15 protein-coding genes and 1 pseudogene are annotated in these 15,355 nt (G+C 57.0%); 10 read left to right on the top strand and 6 right to left on the bottom strand.

Going from position 1 to position 15,355, the window contains the following annotated elements; translation table 11 throughout:
• Positions 1-775 (bottom strand): cytochrome d ubiquinol oxidase subunit II (cydB, locus tag ACRDD5_RS15075; protein WP_438677182.1); only part of this gene is annotated, 775 nt, incomplete at its 3' end.
• Entirely contained in the window at positions 775-2,169 is a 1,395-nt protein-coding gene (locus ACRDD5_RS15070) for a cytochrome ubiquinol oxidase subunit I (RefSeq protein WP_438677181.1), read from the bottom strand. The genes ACRDD5_RS15070 and cydB, both read right to left, overlap by 1 nt.
• A gap of 994 nt (positions 2,170-3,163) precedes the next feature.
• Between ACRDD5_RS15070 and ymcF the strand changes: the two genes are divergently transcribed.
• From ymcF to ACRDD5_RS15030, 8 genes are all read left to right on the top strand, one after another.
• Complete coding sequence (gene ymcF, locus ACRDD5_RS15065) at positions 3,164-3,352, top strand: cold shock small protein YmcF (protein WP_271270141.1); 189 nt, start codon at positions 3,164-3,166, stop codon at positions 3,350-3,352.
• A 110-nt stretch (positions 3,353-3,462) separates the two neighbouring features.
• Positions 3,463-4,899, top strand: a complete 1,437-nt coding sequence (locus tag ACRDD5_RS15060) for a PLP-dependent aminotransferase family protein (protein WP_438677180.1) — start codon at positions 3,463-3,465, stop codon at positions 4,897-4,899.
• A gap of 272 nt (positions 4,900-5,171) precedes the next feature.
• Positions 5,172-6,317 (top strand): putative ABC transporter substrate-binding protein YdcS, encoded by a 1,146-nt coding sequence (ydcS, locus tag ACRDD5_RS15055; RefSeq protein WP_438677179.1) that lies wholly within the window; start codon positions 5,172-5,174, stop codon positions 6,315-6,317.
• A 15-nt stretch (positions 6,318-6,332) separates the two neighbouring features.
• Positions 6,333-7,346 carry an ABC transporter ATP-binding protein gene (locus ACRDD5_RS15050; RefSeq protein WP_438677178.1) on the top strand — a complete coding sequence of 338 codons (1,014 nt, stop codon included), beginning with the start codon at positions 6,333-6,335 and terminating at the stop codon, positions 7,344-7,346.
• Position 7,347: 1 nt separating this feature from the next.
• Complete coding sequence (locus ACRDD5_RS15045) at positions 7,348-8,292, top strand: ABC transporter permease (RefSeq protein WP_438677177.1); 945 nt, start codon at positions 7,348-7,350, stop codon at positions 8,290-8,292.
• Positions 8,282-9,088 carry an ABC transporter permease gene (locus ACRDD5_RS15040; RefSeq protein ID WP_438677176.1) on the top strand — a complete coding sequence of 269 codons (807 nt, stop codon included), beginning with the start codon at positions 8,282-8,284 and terminating at the stop codon, positions 9,086-9,088. The genes ACRDD5_RS15045 and ACRDD5_RS15040 overlap by 11 nt, the downstream gene beginning before the upstream one ends.
• A gap of 24 nt (positions 9,089-9,112) precedes the next feature.
• Complete coding sequence (gene patD / locus ACRDD5_RS15035) at positions 9,113-10,537, top strand: aminobutyraldehyde dehydrogenase (protein ID WP_438677175.1); 1,425 nt, start codon at positions 9,113-9,115, stop codon at positions 10,535-10,537.
• A gap of 173 nt (positions 10,538-10,710) precedes the next feature.
• Positions 10,711-12,159, top strand: coding sequence for a flagellin N-terminal helical domain-containing protein (locus ACRDD5_RS15030; protein ID WP_438677174.1), 1,449 nt, complete (start codon positions 10,711-10,713; stop codon positions 12,157-12,159).
• Between the two features lie 30 nt (positions 12,160-12,189).
• Here ACRDD5_RS15030 and ACRDD5_RS15025 read toward each other — a convergent pair whose 3' ends face one another.
• From ACRDD5_RS15025 to ACRDD5_RS15015, 3 genes are read right to left on the bottom strand one after another with little or no spacing between them, the layout of a single operon-like run.
• Positions 12,190-12,372: a DUF1869 domain-containing protein gene (locus ACRDD5_RS15025; protein WP_271281250.1), complete on the bottom strand. Its 183-nt coding sequence runs from the start codon at positions 12,370-12,372 to the stop codon at positions 12,190-12,192.
• A 4-nt stretch (positions 12,373-12,376) separates the two neighbouring features.
• Positions 12,377-12,730 (bottom strand): DUF1971 domain-containing protein, encoded by a 354-nt coding sequence (locus ACRDD5_RS15020; protein WP_438677173.1) that lies wholly within the window; start codon positions 12,728-12,730, stop codon positions 12,377-12,379.
• 28 nt (positions 12,731-12,758) lie between these two features.
• Positions 12,759-13,085 (bottom strand): DUF1971 domain-containing protein, encoded by a 327-nt coding sequence (locus ACRDD5_RS15015; protein WP_438677172.1) that lies wholly within the window; start codon positions 13,083-13,085, stop codon positions 12,759-12,761.
• A 422-nt stretch (positions 13,086-13,507) separates the two neighbouring features.
• Between ACRDD5_RS15015 and ACRDD5_RS15010 the strand changes: the two genes are divergently transcribed.
• Together ACRDD5_RS15010 and ACRDD5_RS15005 are read left to right on the top strand one after the other, a co-directional pair.
• Entirely contained in the window at positions 13,508-13,681 is a 174-nt protein-coding gene (locus tag ACRDD5_RS15010) for a GhoT/OrtT family toxin (protein WP_438677171.1), read from the top strand.
• Between the two features lie 85 nt (positions 13,682-13,766).
• Positions 13,767-14,525 (top strand): annotated as a pseudogene (locus ACRDD5_RS15005) (alpha/beta fold hydrolase).
• Between the two features lie 31 nt (positions 14,526-14,556).
• Here the strand turns inward: ACRDD5_RS15005 and ACRDD5_RS15000 are convergent.
• Positions 14,557-15,355, bottom strand: a 799-nt coding sequence (locus tag ACRDD5_RS15000; protein ID WP_438677170.1) for a virulence factor SrfC family protein, incomplete at its 5' end; no start/stop codon positions are given.

The following is a 15,355-nucleotide window of genomic DNA, read 5'->3' as shown; positions in this document are numbered from 1 at the left end:
GGTGATGGCTGTGCGGATTGTTCAGGCTGCGCCACTGCCACAGGCTGAGGGCGATAACCAGCAGCGGCACCGGCAGCAGGAAGAACAGATTCGGCAGGCTGAACCAGCGTGCGGCGATCGCGGGCTGGGCCAGAGGGGTCCACAGGCTGATCGCCGCGATAATCCCCAGCAGGGCCAGCAGCAGTCGCTTAGACGCCCGGCGCATCCGCGCCTGCAGCGGGTTTTCGCTCTTCATCACCAGCCAGGTTGCGCCTAAAAAGGCGTAGGCGATCACCAGCCCCAGGCCGCAGAACAGGTTGAACGGAGTAAACCAGTCGAACGCGCCGCCGCTATAAGCACGACCCGTCACCTCGAAGCCGTTAATCACCGCCCCGACCACCACCCCCTGAGTGAAGGTCGCCAGCACGGAGCCACCCACAAAGGCTTTATCCCAGAAGGGACGGTGCGCGGGCGTGGCTTTAAAACGAAATTCGAACGCCACTCCGCGAAATATCAGTCCCAGCAGCATTAAGGTCAGCGGGATGGTCAGGGCATCGATGATCACTGCGTAGGCCAGCGGAAACGCACCGAACAGCGCCGCGCCGCCCAGCACCAGCCAGGTTTCGTTCCCGTCCCACACGGGGGCGACGCTGTTGACCATCACATCCCGGTCATCGGCATCCCGAATGGCGGGAAACAGGATGCCAATCCCAAGGTCAAACCCGTCCATCACGATGTACATCAGGGTGGCGAAGACAATAATCACAAACCAGATAAGGGAGAGATCGATACCCATTATGGTGTCTCCTGAGACGTCACTGCCGAGAGAGGACGCGCCGGGCGGCCATCGTTTTCTGTTGGGAAACTTTCATCTTCCTGCGGGCCTTTTTTAATCAGCCGCACCATATAGCTGTAGCCGACGCCAAACACCGAGGTGTAAACCACGATAAAGGCCAGCAGGCTGACGCTCATATGCAGATCGCCATGCGCCGATACCGCGTCTTTGGTGCGTTGCAGACCGTAGACGATCCACGGCTGGCGGCCCACTTCGGTGGTTACCCACCCGGCGAGGATCGCAATCAGCCCGGACGGCCCCATCAGCAGGGCAAACCACAGGAAAGGACGCGAGCGGTAGAGCCGCTGTTTGTAGCGCAGCCACAGGGCCACCGTGCCGAGAAGCAGCATCAGCATCCCCAACCCGGCCATAATGCGGAACGACCAGAAGACCATCGTCGAATTCGGTCGATCTTCTTTCGCGAACTCCTTCAGGGCCGGAACCTGCTTATCGAGGCTGTGGGTGAGGATCAGGCTTCCGAGCGCCGGGATTTCCAGTCCGTACTTGGTGCGCTCCTGCTCCATATCCGGCCAGCCAAACAGCAGCAGCGGCGTCGGCTCGCCCGGCACGTTTACCCAGTGGCCTTCAATGGCGGCAATTTTGGCGGGCTGATACTTCAGGGTATTCAGGCCGTGCATATCACCGACCATCGCCTGAATAGGGGCCACGATCAGCGTCATCCACAGCGCCATCGAGAACATATGGCGAATGGCGGGGGTATTGTTGCCGCGCAGCAGATGCCATGCACCGGAGGCGGCGACAAACAGCGCACTGCTGAGGAAGGCGGCAATCGACATGTGCAGCAGGCGATACGGGAAGGAGGGGTTAAACACCACTGCAAACCAGTCTACCGGTACCACGACGCCGTTGACGATCTCATAGCCCTGCGGGGTATGCATCCAGCTGTTCGACGCCAGGATCCAGAAGGTAGAAATGATAGTGCCCAGCGCCACCATGCAGGTGGCGAAGAAGTGCAGGCCTGGTCCAACTTTGTTCCAGCCAAACAGCATCACGCCAAGAAAACCGGCTTCGAGGAAGAAGGCGGTGAGCACTTCATAGGTCAGCAGCGGGCCGGTAATGCTGCCGGCAAACTGGGAGAAACCGCTCCAGTTAGTGCCAAACTGATAGGCCATAACCAGCCCGGAGACCACGCCCATGCCAAAGTTGACGGCGAAGATTTTTGACCAGAAATGGTACAGCGAGCGCCAGACGGGGTTTTTGCTTTTCAGCCACAACCCCTCCAGCACCGCCAGATAGCTGGCGAGGCCAATGGTAATCGCCGGGAAAATAATGTGGAAGGAGACAGTAAACGCAAACTGGATCCTCGCCAGATGAAACGCATCTAAACCAAACATGCACAACCTCAAGGTCAATCGTTGTGGCTGTTATGGTAAAGAGCCAGGGCGCTAAGTATCAGAGACAGAAAAGGGGAATTTATATATAACAGTTTGATGAAGTGGTGGGGTTTTATTATGCTGTTATAGGGTTGCGGGGCGCTATACCTCGCAACGTTAAAGATGTTCTTATCGATGTAGAAAACGGGCGATAAGCCAAATCAGAAGGGTAGTTAAAAGCAGAGATAATATCGACAAGGCGAAAATGTACCGGTCATACCATTCAGCCTCGGTTAGAAATCCAAATTTTTCGGTGTAGATATCATATAAATAGACGTCAGGCATAAAGGCGCTGAGTAAAGAGTAAACGATACAGAGCAGTGCTAACTGGCTTAACCATATTGCTATGCAGGCTATCGGTCTCATATTTTTCCACGCCGTATAAAACGGCTTTTAAACAAAAAATGGAGAATTTTCTCAGGTATGCCAATGAAGAGCCTGCAGAAAATAACTATGTAAATCAGGAAAAGAGATACCAGACGATGACTTTTTTAATGTGTTTCATTGTGTAGCCAAAGATTCGCTGGAATTGCCATGCCTAACTCCTTTTGTCCATTAGTGTAAAAAACAGGTATTACTAAACACTGATTCCTCAATGAAAACCAGTCATAACGTGCCATAAATAAACATTATAAATCATGGTGTTATATGGATATTGGTGATTTTACAGGTCCCCGTTACGCGACTACACGTTATAAAAAAAGTGTCTTTATGATGTTTCTGCATAAAAACCCTTGCTTCCTTTCTTATAACGTGCGTTAATGCTCCTTCGGTTTGAAATCAAAAAAATATCTGTCGCCGTCTCTTAAAGCATTTCTCAACACGTTGTGCCTCTCCGCAGCCTCTCTTGGGTCTTTTCTTTACGTTCTGAACGCTCTGATTAGTTTTGTCTCAGACCACTATCGCCTTATAAGGCCCAATTTGCATTTGACGTTTTTACGTTCAGGAGATTTACATGAGTTCTAATATCCATTTTCGTTGCCCGTGCTGTCATGGCTCGCAATACCGTACTTCAGCATTCGACGTGTCTGAAAAGAATCCACTCGGCGCGAAATGCATTTTCTGCAAGTCGTCGATGATCACCTTCGACCATTTAGCTGCGCTGCAGCACGCTATGCAGGTTCCGTTTGCACTGCGTAAGTAACACATCAGGCGCCGTCACGCCTGTTGACCTACTCTCAAACCTATAACAGTTCAATAATCCTGCCTTTTTTCTCCTGCTGATATACTATGTTGAGCAGCAAGGAGAACCCCATGAAAAAATACCAGCGCCTGGCGCAGCAAATCATTTCGCAGATCGAACTTGGCGTCTGGCAACCCGGCGATAAGCTGCCGTCGCTGCGCGAGCAGGTGGTCAGTAGCGGAATGAGCTTTATGACCGTCGGTCATGCGTATCAGATGCTGGAGAGTCAGGGGCGGATCGTGGCGCGTCCCCAGTCGGGGTATTACGTCGCAGCCCGTCCCACCGGGCAGCAGCCGATGCCGCCAGCGCAGGTGATGCGTGACGAGGCGGTCGACATCAATACCTACATTTTCGACGTGCTTCAGGCCAGCCGCGATCCCTCGGTGGTGCCGTTTGCCTCGGCCTTTCCCGATCCGCGCCTGTTTCCGTTACAGCAGCTTAACCGCTCGCTGGCGAACGTCAGCAAAACCGCCACCGCGATGAGCGTTATCGAGAACCTGCCGCCGGGCAACGTCGATCTGCGCCACGCCATTGCCCGCCGCTATGCCCAGCAGGGGATGAATATCTCCCCGGATGAAATCGTCATTACTGCGGGCGCGCTCGAAGCGCTGAATCTCAGCCTGCAGGCGGTGACCGAACCGGGCGACTGGGTGATTGTCGAAAACCCCTGCTTTTACGGAGCACTGCAGGCGCTTGAGCGACTCAAGCTCAAAGCGCTGTCGGTGGCCACCGACGTGCACGAAGGCATCGACCTCAATGCGCTGGCGCAGGCGCTGAACGACTATCCGGTCAAGGCCTGCTGGCTGATGACCAACGGGCAAAATCCGTTGGGCTTTACGCTCAGCGCCGACAAAAAAGCGCAGCTGGTAGCCTTGCTGACTCAGCATAACGTCACCTTGATCGAGGATGACGTCTACAGTGAGCTCTATTATGGGCGTGAAAAACCGCTTCCGGCGAAAGCCTGGGATCGCGCGGACATGACCTTACACTGTTCTTCGTTTTCGAAATGTCTGGTGGCCGGGTTCCGCATTGGCTGGGTGGCCGCCGGGAAACATGCCCGCCGCATTCAGCAGCTACAGCTGATGAGCACCTTATCCACCAGTTCACCGATGCAGCTGGCGCTGGTGGATTATCTCGCCACCAAACGCTACGACGCGCACCTGCGGCGTTTACGCCGCACGCTGGCCGAGCGTAAGCAACTGGCATGGCAAGCGCTGCTGCGCCACATGCCCGCCGAGGTAAAGATCCACCACAGCGACAGCGGCTATTTCTTATGGCTGGAGCTGCCCGCTCCGCTGGATGCCGGTGAACTTAGCGCCCAGGCGCTGGCGCATCACATCAGCATTGCGCCGGGGAAGATGTTCTCCACCTCCGACACCTGGACGCCTTTTTTCCGCTTTAATACCTCGTGGGTATGGGGAGAGCGAGAAGAGCAGGCGGTAGCCCAGCTGGCGGCAATAATTTACGGGATGTTAACTCACCATAACGCGTATTTACCCGCACCTTAAGATCGCCGCCGAATAAAGATTCTGCTTCTTTTAAAAACGCCGCACTGTATTTGCGGCGTTTTTCATTGTCGTCCATAGGAAATATGCATAACGCCCGCCGGCGCTAACTCCTTGTCTATAATCCAGTTAACGGGTAATGCGCCCCCGGTCACAACCTGATGAAAATTCCAGTACCTGCCGGGTGCGCCGCATTTACGCGGTCTACGTTTAATGTGGGAGATATTCTACCGGCATGGCCGCCGTCAGATTTCATTGCGACAGGAGTAAAAGGTATGAGCAAAAAATTTGCCCGTAGCAGTCTGTGCGCGCTCAGTATGACTATTTTGACTGCGCAGGCGGCGGAGCCCCCACAAGAACTCGGTAAAGCAGAAGGGCGGCTGGATATCATTGCCTGGCCGGGTTATATCGAACGTGGCCAGACCGATAAAAATTATGACTGGGTCAGCCAGTTTGAAAAAGAGACCGGCTGCAAGGTCAACGTCAAAACCGCCGCCACATCCGATGAGATGGTCAGCCTGATGGCGAAGGGCGGTTACGACCTGGTGACCGCCTCGGGCGACGCCTCTCTGCGCCTGATCATGGGCAAGCGCGTGCAGCCAATCAACACCGCGCTGATCCCGGCCTGGAAAACCATCGACCCGCGCATGGTCAACGGGGAATGGTTTAACGTTGACGGAAAAGTCTACGGCACGCCGTACCAGTGGGGGCCTAACCTGCTGATGTACAATACCAAAACCTTCCCGACGCCGCCTGACAGCTGGGCCGTGGTGTTCAAAGAGCAAAATCTCCCTGACGGTAAAACCAATAAAGGACGTGTGCAGGCCTACGATGGCCCGATCTACATCGCCGATGCGGCGCTGTTCGTCAAAGCCACCCAGCCGGAACTGGGGATCAGCGACCCGTATGAACTGACCGAAGCCCAGTACGCCGCGGTGGTGAAAGTGCTGAAAGACCAGCATGCGCTCATCCACCGCTACTGGCACGATACCACCGTCCAGATGAGTGATTTCAAAAATGAAGGGGTGGTCGCCTCCAGCGCCTGGCCGTATCAGGCCAACGCCCTGAAAGCGGAGAACCAGCCCATTGCCACCGTGTTCCCGAAAGAGGGGGTCACCGGTTGGGCGGATACCACCATGCTGCACACCGACGCCAAACATCCGGTCTGCGCCTACAAGTGGATGAACTGGTCCCTGACGCCAAAAGTACAGGGCGATCTGGCCGCGTGGTTCGGCTCGCTGCCGGTGGTGCCGGAAGGGTGTAAAGCCAGTACCCTGCTGGGCGAGAAAGGCTGCGAAACCAACGGCTACACCTGGTTCGACAAGATCAGTTTCTGGAAAACCCCGACCGCCAGCGACGGTAAATATGTTCCATATAACCGCTGGGTTCAGGACTATATCGCCATCATGGGTGGTCGCTAGCGCAGGGAAACGACTATGACGTACGCAGTAGAATTTAACGAGGTCTCTCGCCTGTATGGCGAGGTGCGTGCGGTGGATGGGGTCACAATCCAGATTCGCGACGGCGAGTTTTTCTCCATGCTGGGGCCTTCGGGCTCCGGCAAAACCACCTGCCTGCGGCTGATCGCCGGTTTCGAACAGCTGAGCGGCGGCGCAATGACCATCTTTGGCAAAAACGCCAGCGAACTCCCGCCCTGGGAGCGCGACGTCAATACCGTCTTCCAGGATTACGCCCTGTTTCCCCATATGTCGATCCTCGAAAACGTCGCCTACGGGCTGATGGTGAAAGGGATCAACAAAACTACCCGTCAGGCGCAGGCCCGCGAGGCGCTGGAACGGGTCGACCTGAGCTTTGCCGAAAAGCGCAAACCCTCCCAGCTGTCGGGGGGGCAGCGGCAGCGGGTGGCGATCGCCCGCGCGCTGGTCAATCAACCCCGGGTGCTGCTGCTGGATGAGCCGCTGGGCGCGCTCGATCTCAAACTGCGCGAGCAGATGCAGTTTGAGCTGAAAAAACTGCAGCAGGAGCTGGGCATCACCTTTATTTTCGTTACCCACGATCAGGGCGAAGCCCTGTCGATGTCGGATCGGGTGGCGGTGTTTAACAACGGTCGTATCGAACAGGTCGATACCCCGCGCGAGCTCTATCTGCGTCCGCGGACCCCGTTTGTCGCCAGCTTTGTCGGCACCTCGAACGTCTTTAGCGACGCTCTGGCCCGCCGCGTCTGCGGCATGTCAGGCAGTTACTCGCTGCGCCCGGAACATATCAGCCTCAACGCAGGCGGCGAGATCCAGGTGCAGGGCCGGGTGCAGGCGGTGCAGTTCCAGGGGGCGGCGACCCGCTTCGAGCTGCGCCTTGCGGAAGGGGAAAAGCTGCTGGTGAGCCAACCGAATATAAGCGGCTCGGCGATTGCGTCGGGCGTCGAGAACGGGCAACTGGTTACCGCGTCATGGGCGCGCGATGCGATGGTACCGCTGCATGAGGAGAGGTGAGATGGACATGAGCGTATCCCCTCCACCGGCATCGCACGGGCTGTCGGGGCGCCTGTCGGCGCTGTTCTGGCGTCGGCCATCGCTGGGGCTGTTCTTGCTCCTGCTTGGCCCGCTGATGTGGTTTGGTATCGTCTATCTGGGATCGCTCCTGACCCTTCTGTGGCAAGGTTTTTACACCTTCGACGACTTCACGATGGCGGTGACGCCCGACCTGACGCTGGCCAATATCCGCGCGCTGTTTCAACCCGCCAACTACGACATCATTCTGCGCACCCTGACCATGGCGATTGCCGTCACTGTGGGCAGTGCGATTCTGGCCTTTCCGATGGCGTGGTACATGGCGCGCTACACCCGCGGTAAATGGAAAGCCTTCTTCTACATTGCGGTGATGCTGCCGATGTGGGCCAGCTATATCGTCAAAGCCTACGCCTGGACGCTGCTGCTGGCGAAAGGCGGGGTGGCCCAGTGGTTTCTGGAGGCGATGGGGCTGGAGCCGCTGCTCACCGCGCTGCTGACGGTGCCCGGCATTGGCGGCAGCACGCTGTCGACCTCCGGGCTGGGGCGTTTCCTGGTGTTCGTCTATATCTGGCTGCCGTTTATGATCCTGCCGGTGCAGGCGGCGCTGGAACGCCTGCCGCCATCCCTGCTGCAGGCCTCTGCGGACCTCGGGGCCAGGCCGCGTCAGACCTTCCGCTACGTGGTACTGCCGCTGGCGATACCGGGAATTGCGGCGGGGTCGATTTTCACCTTCTCCCTGACGCTGGGGGACTTTATTGTGCCGCAGCTGATTGGCCCGCCGGGCTACTTCATCGGGCAGATGGTCTACTCCCAGCAGGGCGCGGTGGGCAATATGCCGATGGCGGCGGCCTTTACGCTGGTGCCGATTGTTCTGATTACGATTTATCTGGCGTTCGTGAAGCGCCTGGGAGCGTTTGATGCACTCTGAACGCGCACCGCTGTTCTTAAAAATAGCCACCTGGGGCGGGGTAATCTTTCTCCACTTCCCGCTGCTGATCATTGCCATCTATGCTTTTAATACCGAGGACGCCGCCTTCAGCTTTCCGCCGCAGGGGCTGACCCTGAAGTGGTTCAGCATCGCGGCTACGCGCAGCGACATTATCGATTCGGTGACGTTGTCACTTAAAATCGCCGCGCTGTCGACGGTGATTGCGCTGGTGCTGGGTACGCTGGCGGCGGCGGCCCTGTGGCGGCGAGAGTTCTTTGGTAAAAACGCCATCTCGCTGATGCTGATTTTGCCCCTTGCCCTGCCGGGGATCATCACCGGTCTGGCGCTGCTGACGGCGTTTAAAACCATCAATCTGGAGCCGGGCTTTTTCACCATCATTCTCGGTCACGCCACGTTCTGTGTGGTGGTGGTGTTCAATAACGTGATTGCCCGCTTCCGGCGTACCTCCTGGAGCCTGGTGGAGGCATCCATGGATCTTGGTGCCAACGGCTGGCAAACCTTTCGCTATGTGGTGCTGCCCAATCTGGGATCGGCCCTGCTGGCCGGGGGGATGCTGGCGTTTGCGCTGTCGTTCGATGAGATCATCGTAACGACCTTTACCGCCGGACATGAGCGCACGCTGCCGCTGTGGCTGTTAAATCAGCTCGGCCGCCCGCGCGATGTGCCGGTAACGAACGTGGTGGCGCTGCTGGTGATGCTGGTAACGACCATTCCTATTCTGGGGGCCTGGTGGCTAACCCGCGAAGGCGAGACCGTCGCTGGCAGCGGGAAATAACGTTGATTTCAACAGGACAATGCTATGCAAACTCAACTGCTGATTAATGGTGAACTGGTCAATGGCGAAGGCGAAAAACAGCCGGTGTACAACCCGGCGACCGGCGAACTGATTCTGGAGATCGCCGAAGCCTCTGCCGCACAGGTGGATGCCGCCGTTCAGGCCGCCGACAAGGCCTTTGCCAGTTGGGGACAATCGACGCCGAAAACCCGCGCCGAGTGCCTGCTCAAGCTGGCGGATGTGATAGACGAGAACGCCGACACGCTGGCGCGGCTGGAGTCGCAGAACTGCGGCAAACCGCTACACTGCGTGCTGGGGGACGAAATCCCGGCGGTGGCCGATGTGTTTCGCTTCTTTGCCGGGGCCGCGCGCAGCCTGCACGGGCTGGCGGCGGGCGAGTATCTTGACGGCCACACCTCAATGATCCGCCGCGACCCGGTGGGTGTGGTCGCCTCCATCGCGCCGTGGAACTATCCGCTGATGATGGCGGCGTGGAAGCTGGGCCCGGCGCTGGCCGCCGGTAACTGCGTGGTGATCAAGCCGTCGGAAATCACGCCACTGACCGCCCTGAAGCTGGCCGAACTGGCGAAAGACATTTTCCCGGCCGGGGTAATCAACGTGCTGTTTGGTCGCGGGAAGACCGTCGGCGATCCGCTGACCGGACATGAAAAGGTGCGGATGGTGTCGCTCACCGGCTCCATCGCCACCGGGGAACACATTATCGGGCATACCGCCTCGTCGATTAAACGTACCCACATGGAGCTGGGCGGCAAAGCCCCGGTGATTGTTTTTGACGACGCCGACCTCGATGCAGTCGTGGAGGGGGTTCGCACCTTTGGCTACTACAACGCCGGACAGGACTGCACCGCCGCCTGTCGGATCTACGCCCAAAAGGGCATCTATGCGGCACTGGTCGAAAAACTGGGCGCGGCGGTTGCCAGCCTGAAAATCGGTGCCCCGGAAGATGAAAGCACCGAGCTGGGGCCGTTAAGTTCCCAGGCGCATCTCGACCGGGTGTGCAAAGCGGTGGACGAGGCCAAAGCGCTGGCGCATATCCAGGTGGTTACCGGCGGCAGCAAGCATGACGGGGGCGGATATTACTTCCAGCCAACGCTGCTGGCTGGCGCAAAACAGGAGGATGCCATCGTCCAGCAGGAGGTGTTTGGCCCGGTGGTGAGCGTTACCGAATTCGATGATGAAGCGCAGGTATTGGGCTGGGCCAACGATTCCCGGTACGGGCTGGCCTCCTCGGTCTGGACTCAGGACGTGGGCCGCGCGCACAGGATCAGCGCCCGGCTGCAGTACGGCTGCACCTGGGTGAACACCCACTTTATGCTGGTCAGCGAAATGCCGCACGGCGGGATGAAGCTGTCGGGTTACGGGAAAGATATGTCGTCTTACAGTCTTGAAGATTACACCGTGGTTCGGCACATCATGATCAAACACTGATTAACTGTGGTCGGCGGCATATTAAATATATTTGAATGGTGAATGTATTTAATCTGCCGCTGGCCACACCTTGTGCCTAAAGAATATATCCTCTGCTTTTGGCGATTATTCCCTAAATAAAATCTTAATGGGGCCGATAGAGTAATCAGACCAGATTAAAGACGCCACTACCCATGCCAGGAATTAATCATAACGAGATTGCCGGGCTCTCGCTTAAGTCCCGAAAAGCCAACAGCTCAATGCTTTCTCAGACCATTGAGCGTCTCTCATCCGGACTGCGCATCAACAGCGCGAAAGATGATGCGGCCGGGCAGGCGATTGCCAACCGGATGCTCGCCAACATTAATGCCGACAGCGTGATCGGGCGCGGGCTGGATGATGCGATAAGTCTGGCGCAGACGGCAGAAGGCAGCCTGAGCGATATCGGCGCGATGCTGATCAGGGCCAAAAGCCTGGCTATTCAGGCCGCGAACGGGACGTTATCGGATTCGGACCGGATCAGCATCAACAACGAATATCAGCAGATTCTGGCGAATATTACCCAGGTCTCGGAACAGACTGAGATCTTCGGGCAATATCCGTTGGCAACCGACAAGCCGGTATTACCCCCCTTACTGGTGGGTGACGTTGCACCGTTACACAGTAAATTTCCTGTGGCCGGTACCGATTATTCGTTTAGCTCCGGGATTATTCCACTGGCCTATATTCCCGCCGGGTCGACCAATATCACCATTACCATTGATTCGCTGGGTCTGGATGACGATCTACAGATATTTACCCGCGACGGAAAACATCTGCTGGGCACACCGCTTTCCGGTGCGGATGCAGATTATACCTGGGTCAGTCGCGGGATTAACACCGACGCCAAAGCCACGTCCTCTTTGCTCACCGCCAAAAACGGGTTCAGCAGCGGGGCGGTCTATGACGGTTCGCAGTTGGTTCAGGGTGGAGCCGTCTGGGATTACAACGGCGAAGTGCTGAACTATAACGGCATGACGATGACCTACAGCGGTGATGGCGATCGCTATGAAGACAAAGCCTCTGGTGCCTGGAACGACGGTGCCAACGGCTCGAACCGCATCGAACACATCACCCTGGATACGGTCACCGAAGATTTGCTGGTGATGGTAGTCGGGAGCGGCTCCTTTACCAGCAACATTACCTGGGGCACGCTGCCGACGCCCACCATTACGCCTGCCGTTCCGCCAAAGCAAAGTCGGCCTATAGATGTGGTGACCAGCGCCAACTTTGGCGAAGAGATGCAATCCACCACCATTGAACCGACGCCGACGGACTTAAAAACGCTGAAGCTGGAAAACACCAGCATGATCAATGCGGCGGGGGCCAACCAGTGTATGGGGCTGTTAGATGCGGCGCTGGAGACAGTGAGCGGCTACCGTACGCAGTACGGGGCGATGATGAACCGCTTCGAATCCCATAAAGCGGTGCTGTCGCAGCAGAGCGTTTCGCTCCAGACGGCCCGCAGTCGTATTCAGGATGCCGATTACGCCATCGAGGCGAGCCAGCTTGCGCGGGCGCAGATCCTGGAGCAGAGCCAGAATGCCGCCCTGAAGATGGCCAACCAGGTACCGCAAACGGTGCTGGAACTGCTCAAAATGTAAGAGGCAGCGACAGAACGTCGCTGCGAGCGATCACCAGCCGCACACCTCATGCTCATTTTCCGTGTCATACGCGCGCACGGTATTCACCAGGTCTTTAATCACGTCTGCGGCTACATCCGGGATCATCAGCTCCATAGGGGCATCTGTCTCATAGTCCACCGACACGCCATTGCTGTTATTGGTCACGGTGACGGTATAGGTTGCTTTGCCCATCATGTTACTCCTTATGTGTGTTAACCACTTTTCCCAAACCCGCGCCGCTCAGCGTTACGTCAGGGTCGGCGAAAAAGTCGATATTGAACCAGGTGTCGTCAGTCAGCAGCTCAATGCGGTGCCACTTTTGCGGCGGAGAGATGCCGAACGCCCCGGCCTCGATCACCTGCTCCCTATCGGGCTCGGTGGAGGTCGCATCCGGAAAACCGATATATTTCACTGCGCCATGCATCACCGACAGGCGACCATAGACACCGGCTTTCGTGTTGTGATGCGTTAGCAGTGCCTTCGGCGCGGTCTCTTTGTTCCAGAATGGGGTCGTGCGGGTATGCACAAAATTGTCAGGAATACCTAACATAGTCAGTTCCTTAAGCGTGCTTGTTTGCTCAGCGAGATTTCAATACGTCGGGCTCGACGAAAAAGTCGATGTTGAACAGGGCGTCGTCGGACATCACCTCAATGTGATGCCAGCGTTCGGGCGGGAAAACACCGAAATGCCCGGCTTCAATCACCAGAATGCTATCAGGCTCAGGTGACGAATCATCGGCATAGCCCAGGTAGCGCACGGTGCCCTGCATGACCGTCAGACGCGGATACACACCCTGTCGGGTGCCGGTATCGAGATGACGCTGAAAAAGACCTGCGGGTGCGGTGGATTTGTTCCAGAACGGGGTAGAGCGAGTATGGATACAGCTTTGCGGAATACGCAGCATAACGTCCTCCTTGTGAAATCAGTCGCCATTACAGCACGAATCGACAACCTTAATTTGTCAAAAAATGCATTTAAAATGCGACTTTAAAGTGGTACCTCTCAGGTGGGCTATACTTACTTATTCCGAAGGTCACGAAAGGATCGATATATGCTCCACGTCGACAAAGACAAATCGCGTAAAGTACCCGACTCGGGGAACAAAAAACCTCAGCCGGTGAAAAAATAACGCTGGAAACCAGGGCCGCTGCGAGCGGCCCTTTTTGTTGTTTTTGCTGAACAACAAGCGCTTACAGGTATAAACGGCTCTACCCAATTGATATTAAACGCAATAAAGTTGTGGTTAATTTGTAACAAAAAACTTGATCCACATCAACATATGCCGCATATTGCGCGCGGTTATTATTGACGAAGTGGGTGAGTGGAATGACGTTGTATCAAAAAATGTTGATGTTTTACGTAGTCATGGCATCGATCTGCGCATTCATTACCTGGTTTCTGACCAAAGATCGCAAACGCATTCGCTTTCTCAGCGCCTTTCTTATTGGCTCAACCTGGCCGATGAGCTTTCCGGTCGCGCTGCTGATCTCGCTTTTCTGAAGACGCCTTCCCGTTTTAACGTTCGGTGATAGCATTCCGGTACGATGAACTGTATAAATATACAGCCATCTGAAAAGGAGTGCTTATGAACAGCTTTTATTCGCAACAGGCCCGCTGCACGGTGCGCTGGCAGGAACTGCCCGGACACGGCGAACCACTGGTGTTTATCCATGGCCTCGGCTGCGCCTCTTCTTACGAATACCCTCTCATTGTCTGCGATCCCTAGTTCGGTGGCCGTCGGGCCATTCTTATCGATCTTCCCGGCAGCGGCTACAGCGATAAACCCACCTCATATAGCTATCAGACCTCTGCTCAGGCGCAGGTCGTACTCGAGCTGCTCGATCATCTGGCGATCCCGGCGTTCTGGCTGTACGGGCACAGCATGGGCGGCAGCATCGCTATCGAAGCGGCCGCGTTGGCCGGACGTCGATTGCGGGGGCTGATCGTCTCGGAACCCAATTTTCATGCCGGGGGTGGTGCGTTCAGCCGGGATATTGCCGCCCAGACGGAAGATGATTTTGTCGAAACCGGTTATCCCGCCATGCTGGAGGCCGAAACCTCAAACTGGAAAGGGTGCCTGCAGAGCAATGCCCCCTGGGCTGTCTGGCGTGGTGCAACCAGCCTGGTCAAGGGTGTCCAGCCCAGCTGGCGCGAACGCTTTGTGCAATTGCCTTGCCCGGTATGGCTGATTTTTGGTGCGCTTTCGCTGCCCGATGCCGATGTGGACGCGATGCGGATGCAGGGTATTGAGGTGAAGATCGTTGCGGATGCGGGTCATGCCATGTCCTGGGAGAACCCCTCGGCGCTGGCGAAGGCGTTGTCAGGCTGCCTTCAGCAGAAGTAACGGCCCGCGGGAATGCGGGCCGCAAAAGCGTTTATTGCAGGATAGCTTTCAGCCGCTGACGATCGTCCAGCGTCACGTCATGCGGATGCTGGTAGCCAACGTTCTCAATCGCCTGGGTGTACAGCGCCACCAGCCAGTCGTACACATAGGCCGTGGCCGCATGCACTGGCTGTTCGCCCAGCCGGGTCAGGCGTGGAGCACTGCTGTTGACTACTGGGGTCACAAATACCGGCTGGCCTTTGCGGATCCTGCTGGCGGGACGCGCGGCGGCAGGGACATCCGCATAGCCGACCCAGCCGACAAAGTTGCCGAGGGCAGCATGAAGCTGGGCAGCACTGCTCTTGTCGGCATCGACAATTTTTTTCAGCTGTGCGGGCAGATCCAGGCGATAGCTGCTGACAATCAGCACATCAGCAATGTGTTGCAGCACGGCGCTCTCCAGCCCCAGACGGCCGGCGATGGCGTTGTCACGGCCCCACTGGCGCAGGTGGTTAATCCACAGGGTATGGGCCAGACGCGCCTTGTCTTTCGGCTGCCAGCGCTCATTGCTCTCCTGGGCGCTGTCGGCAAACAGATCGATACTCTCGGTAAACAGCCCGTTAACCTGCTCCTCGCGCGGCTGCTGCACGGTGAGCAACGTTTCGAAGGCGCTCAGCGGCGGGAGTAAACCTTCCAGCAGCTCGCCGTGACGGGCGGCGCTGCCTTGTAAAGCACGCACCATGGCCTCTGCTGTGCTGCGCTGGGCGGATGTATCCTGCGCCAGAGGGGCCAGATACCCCTGCATTAGCTGGCGCAGTTCGCGCTGATGCGCCCGGCGTAACGCCATCAGG

This window comes from Silvania sp., from assembly GCF_051656365.1.
Taxonomy (GTDB): domain Bacteria; phylum Pseudomonadota; class Gammaproteobacteria; order Enterobacterales; family Enterobacteriaceae; genus Enterobacter; species Enterobacter hatchlandensis.
Note: the sequence above shows the minus strand (reverse complement) of the source record. Positions and strands in the feature narration are given on the sequence as shown.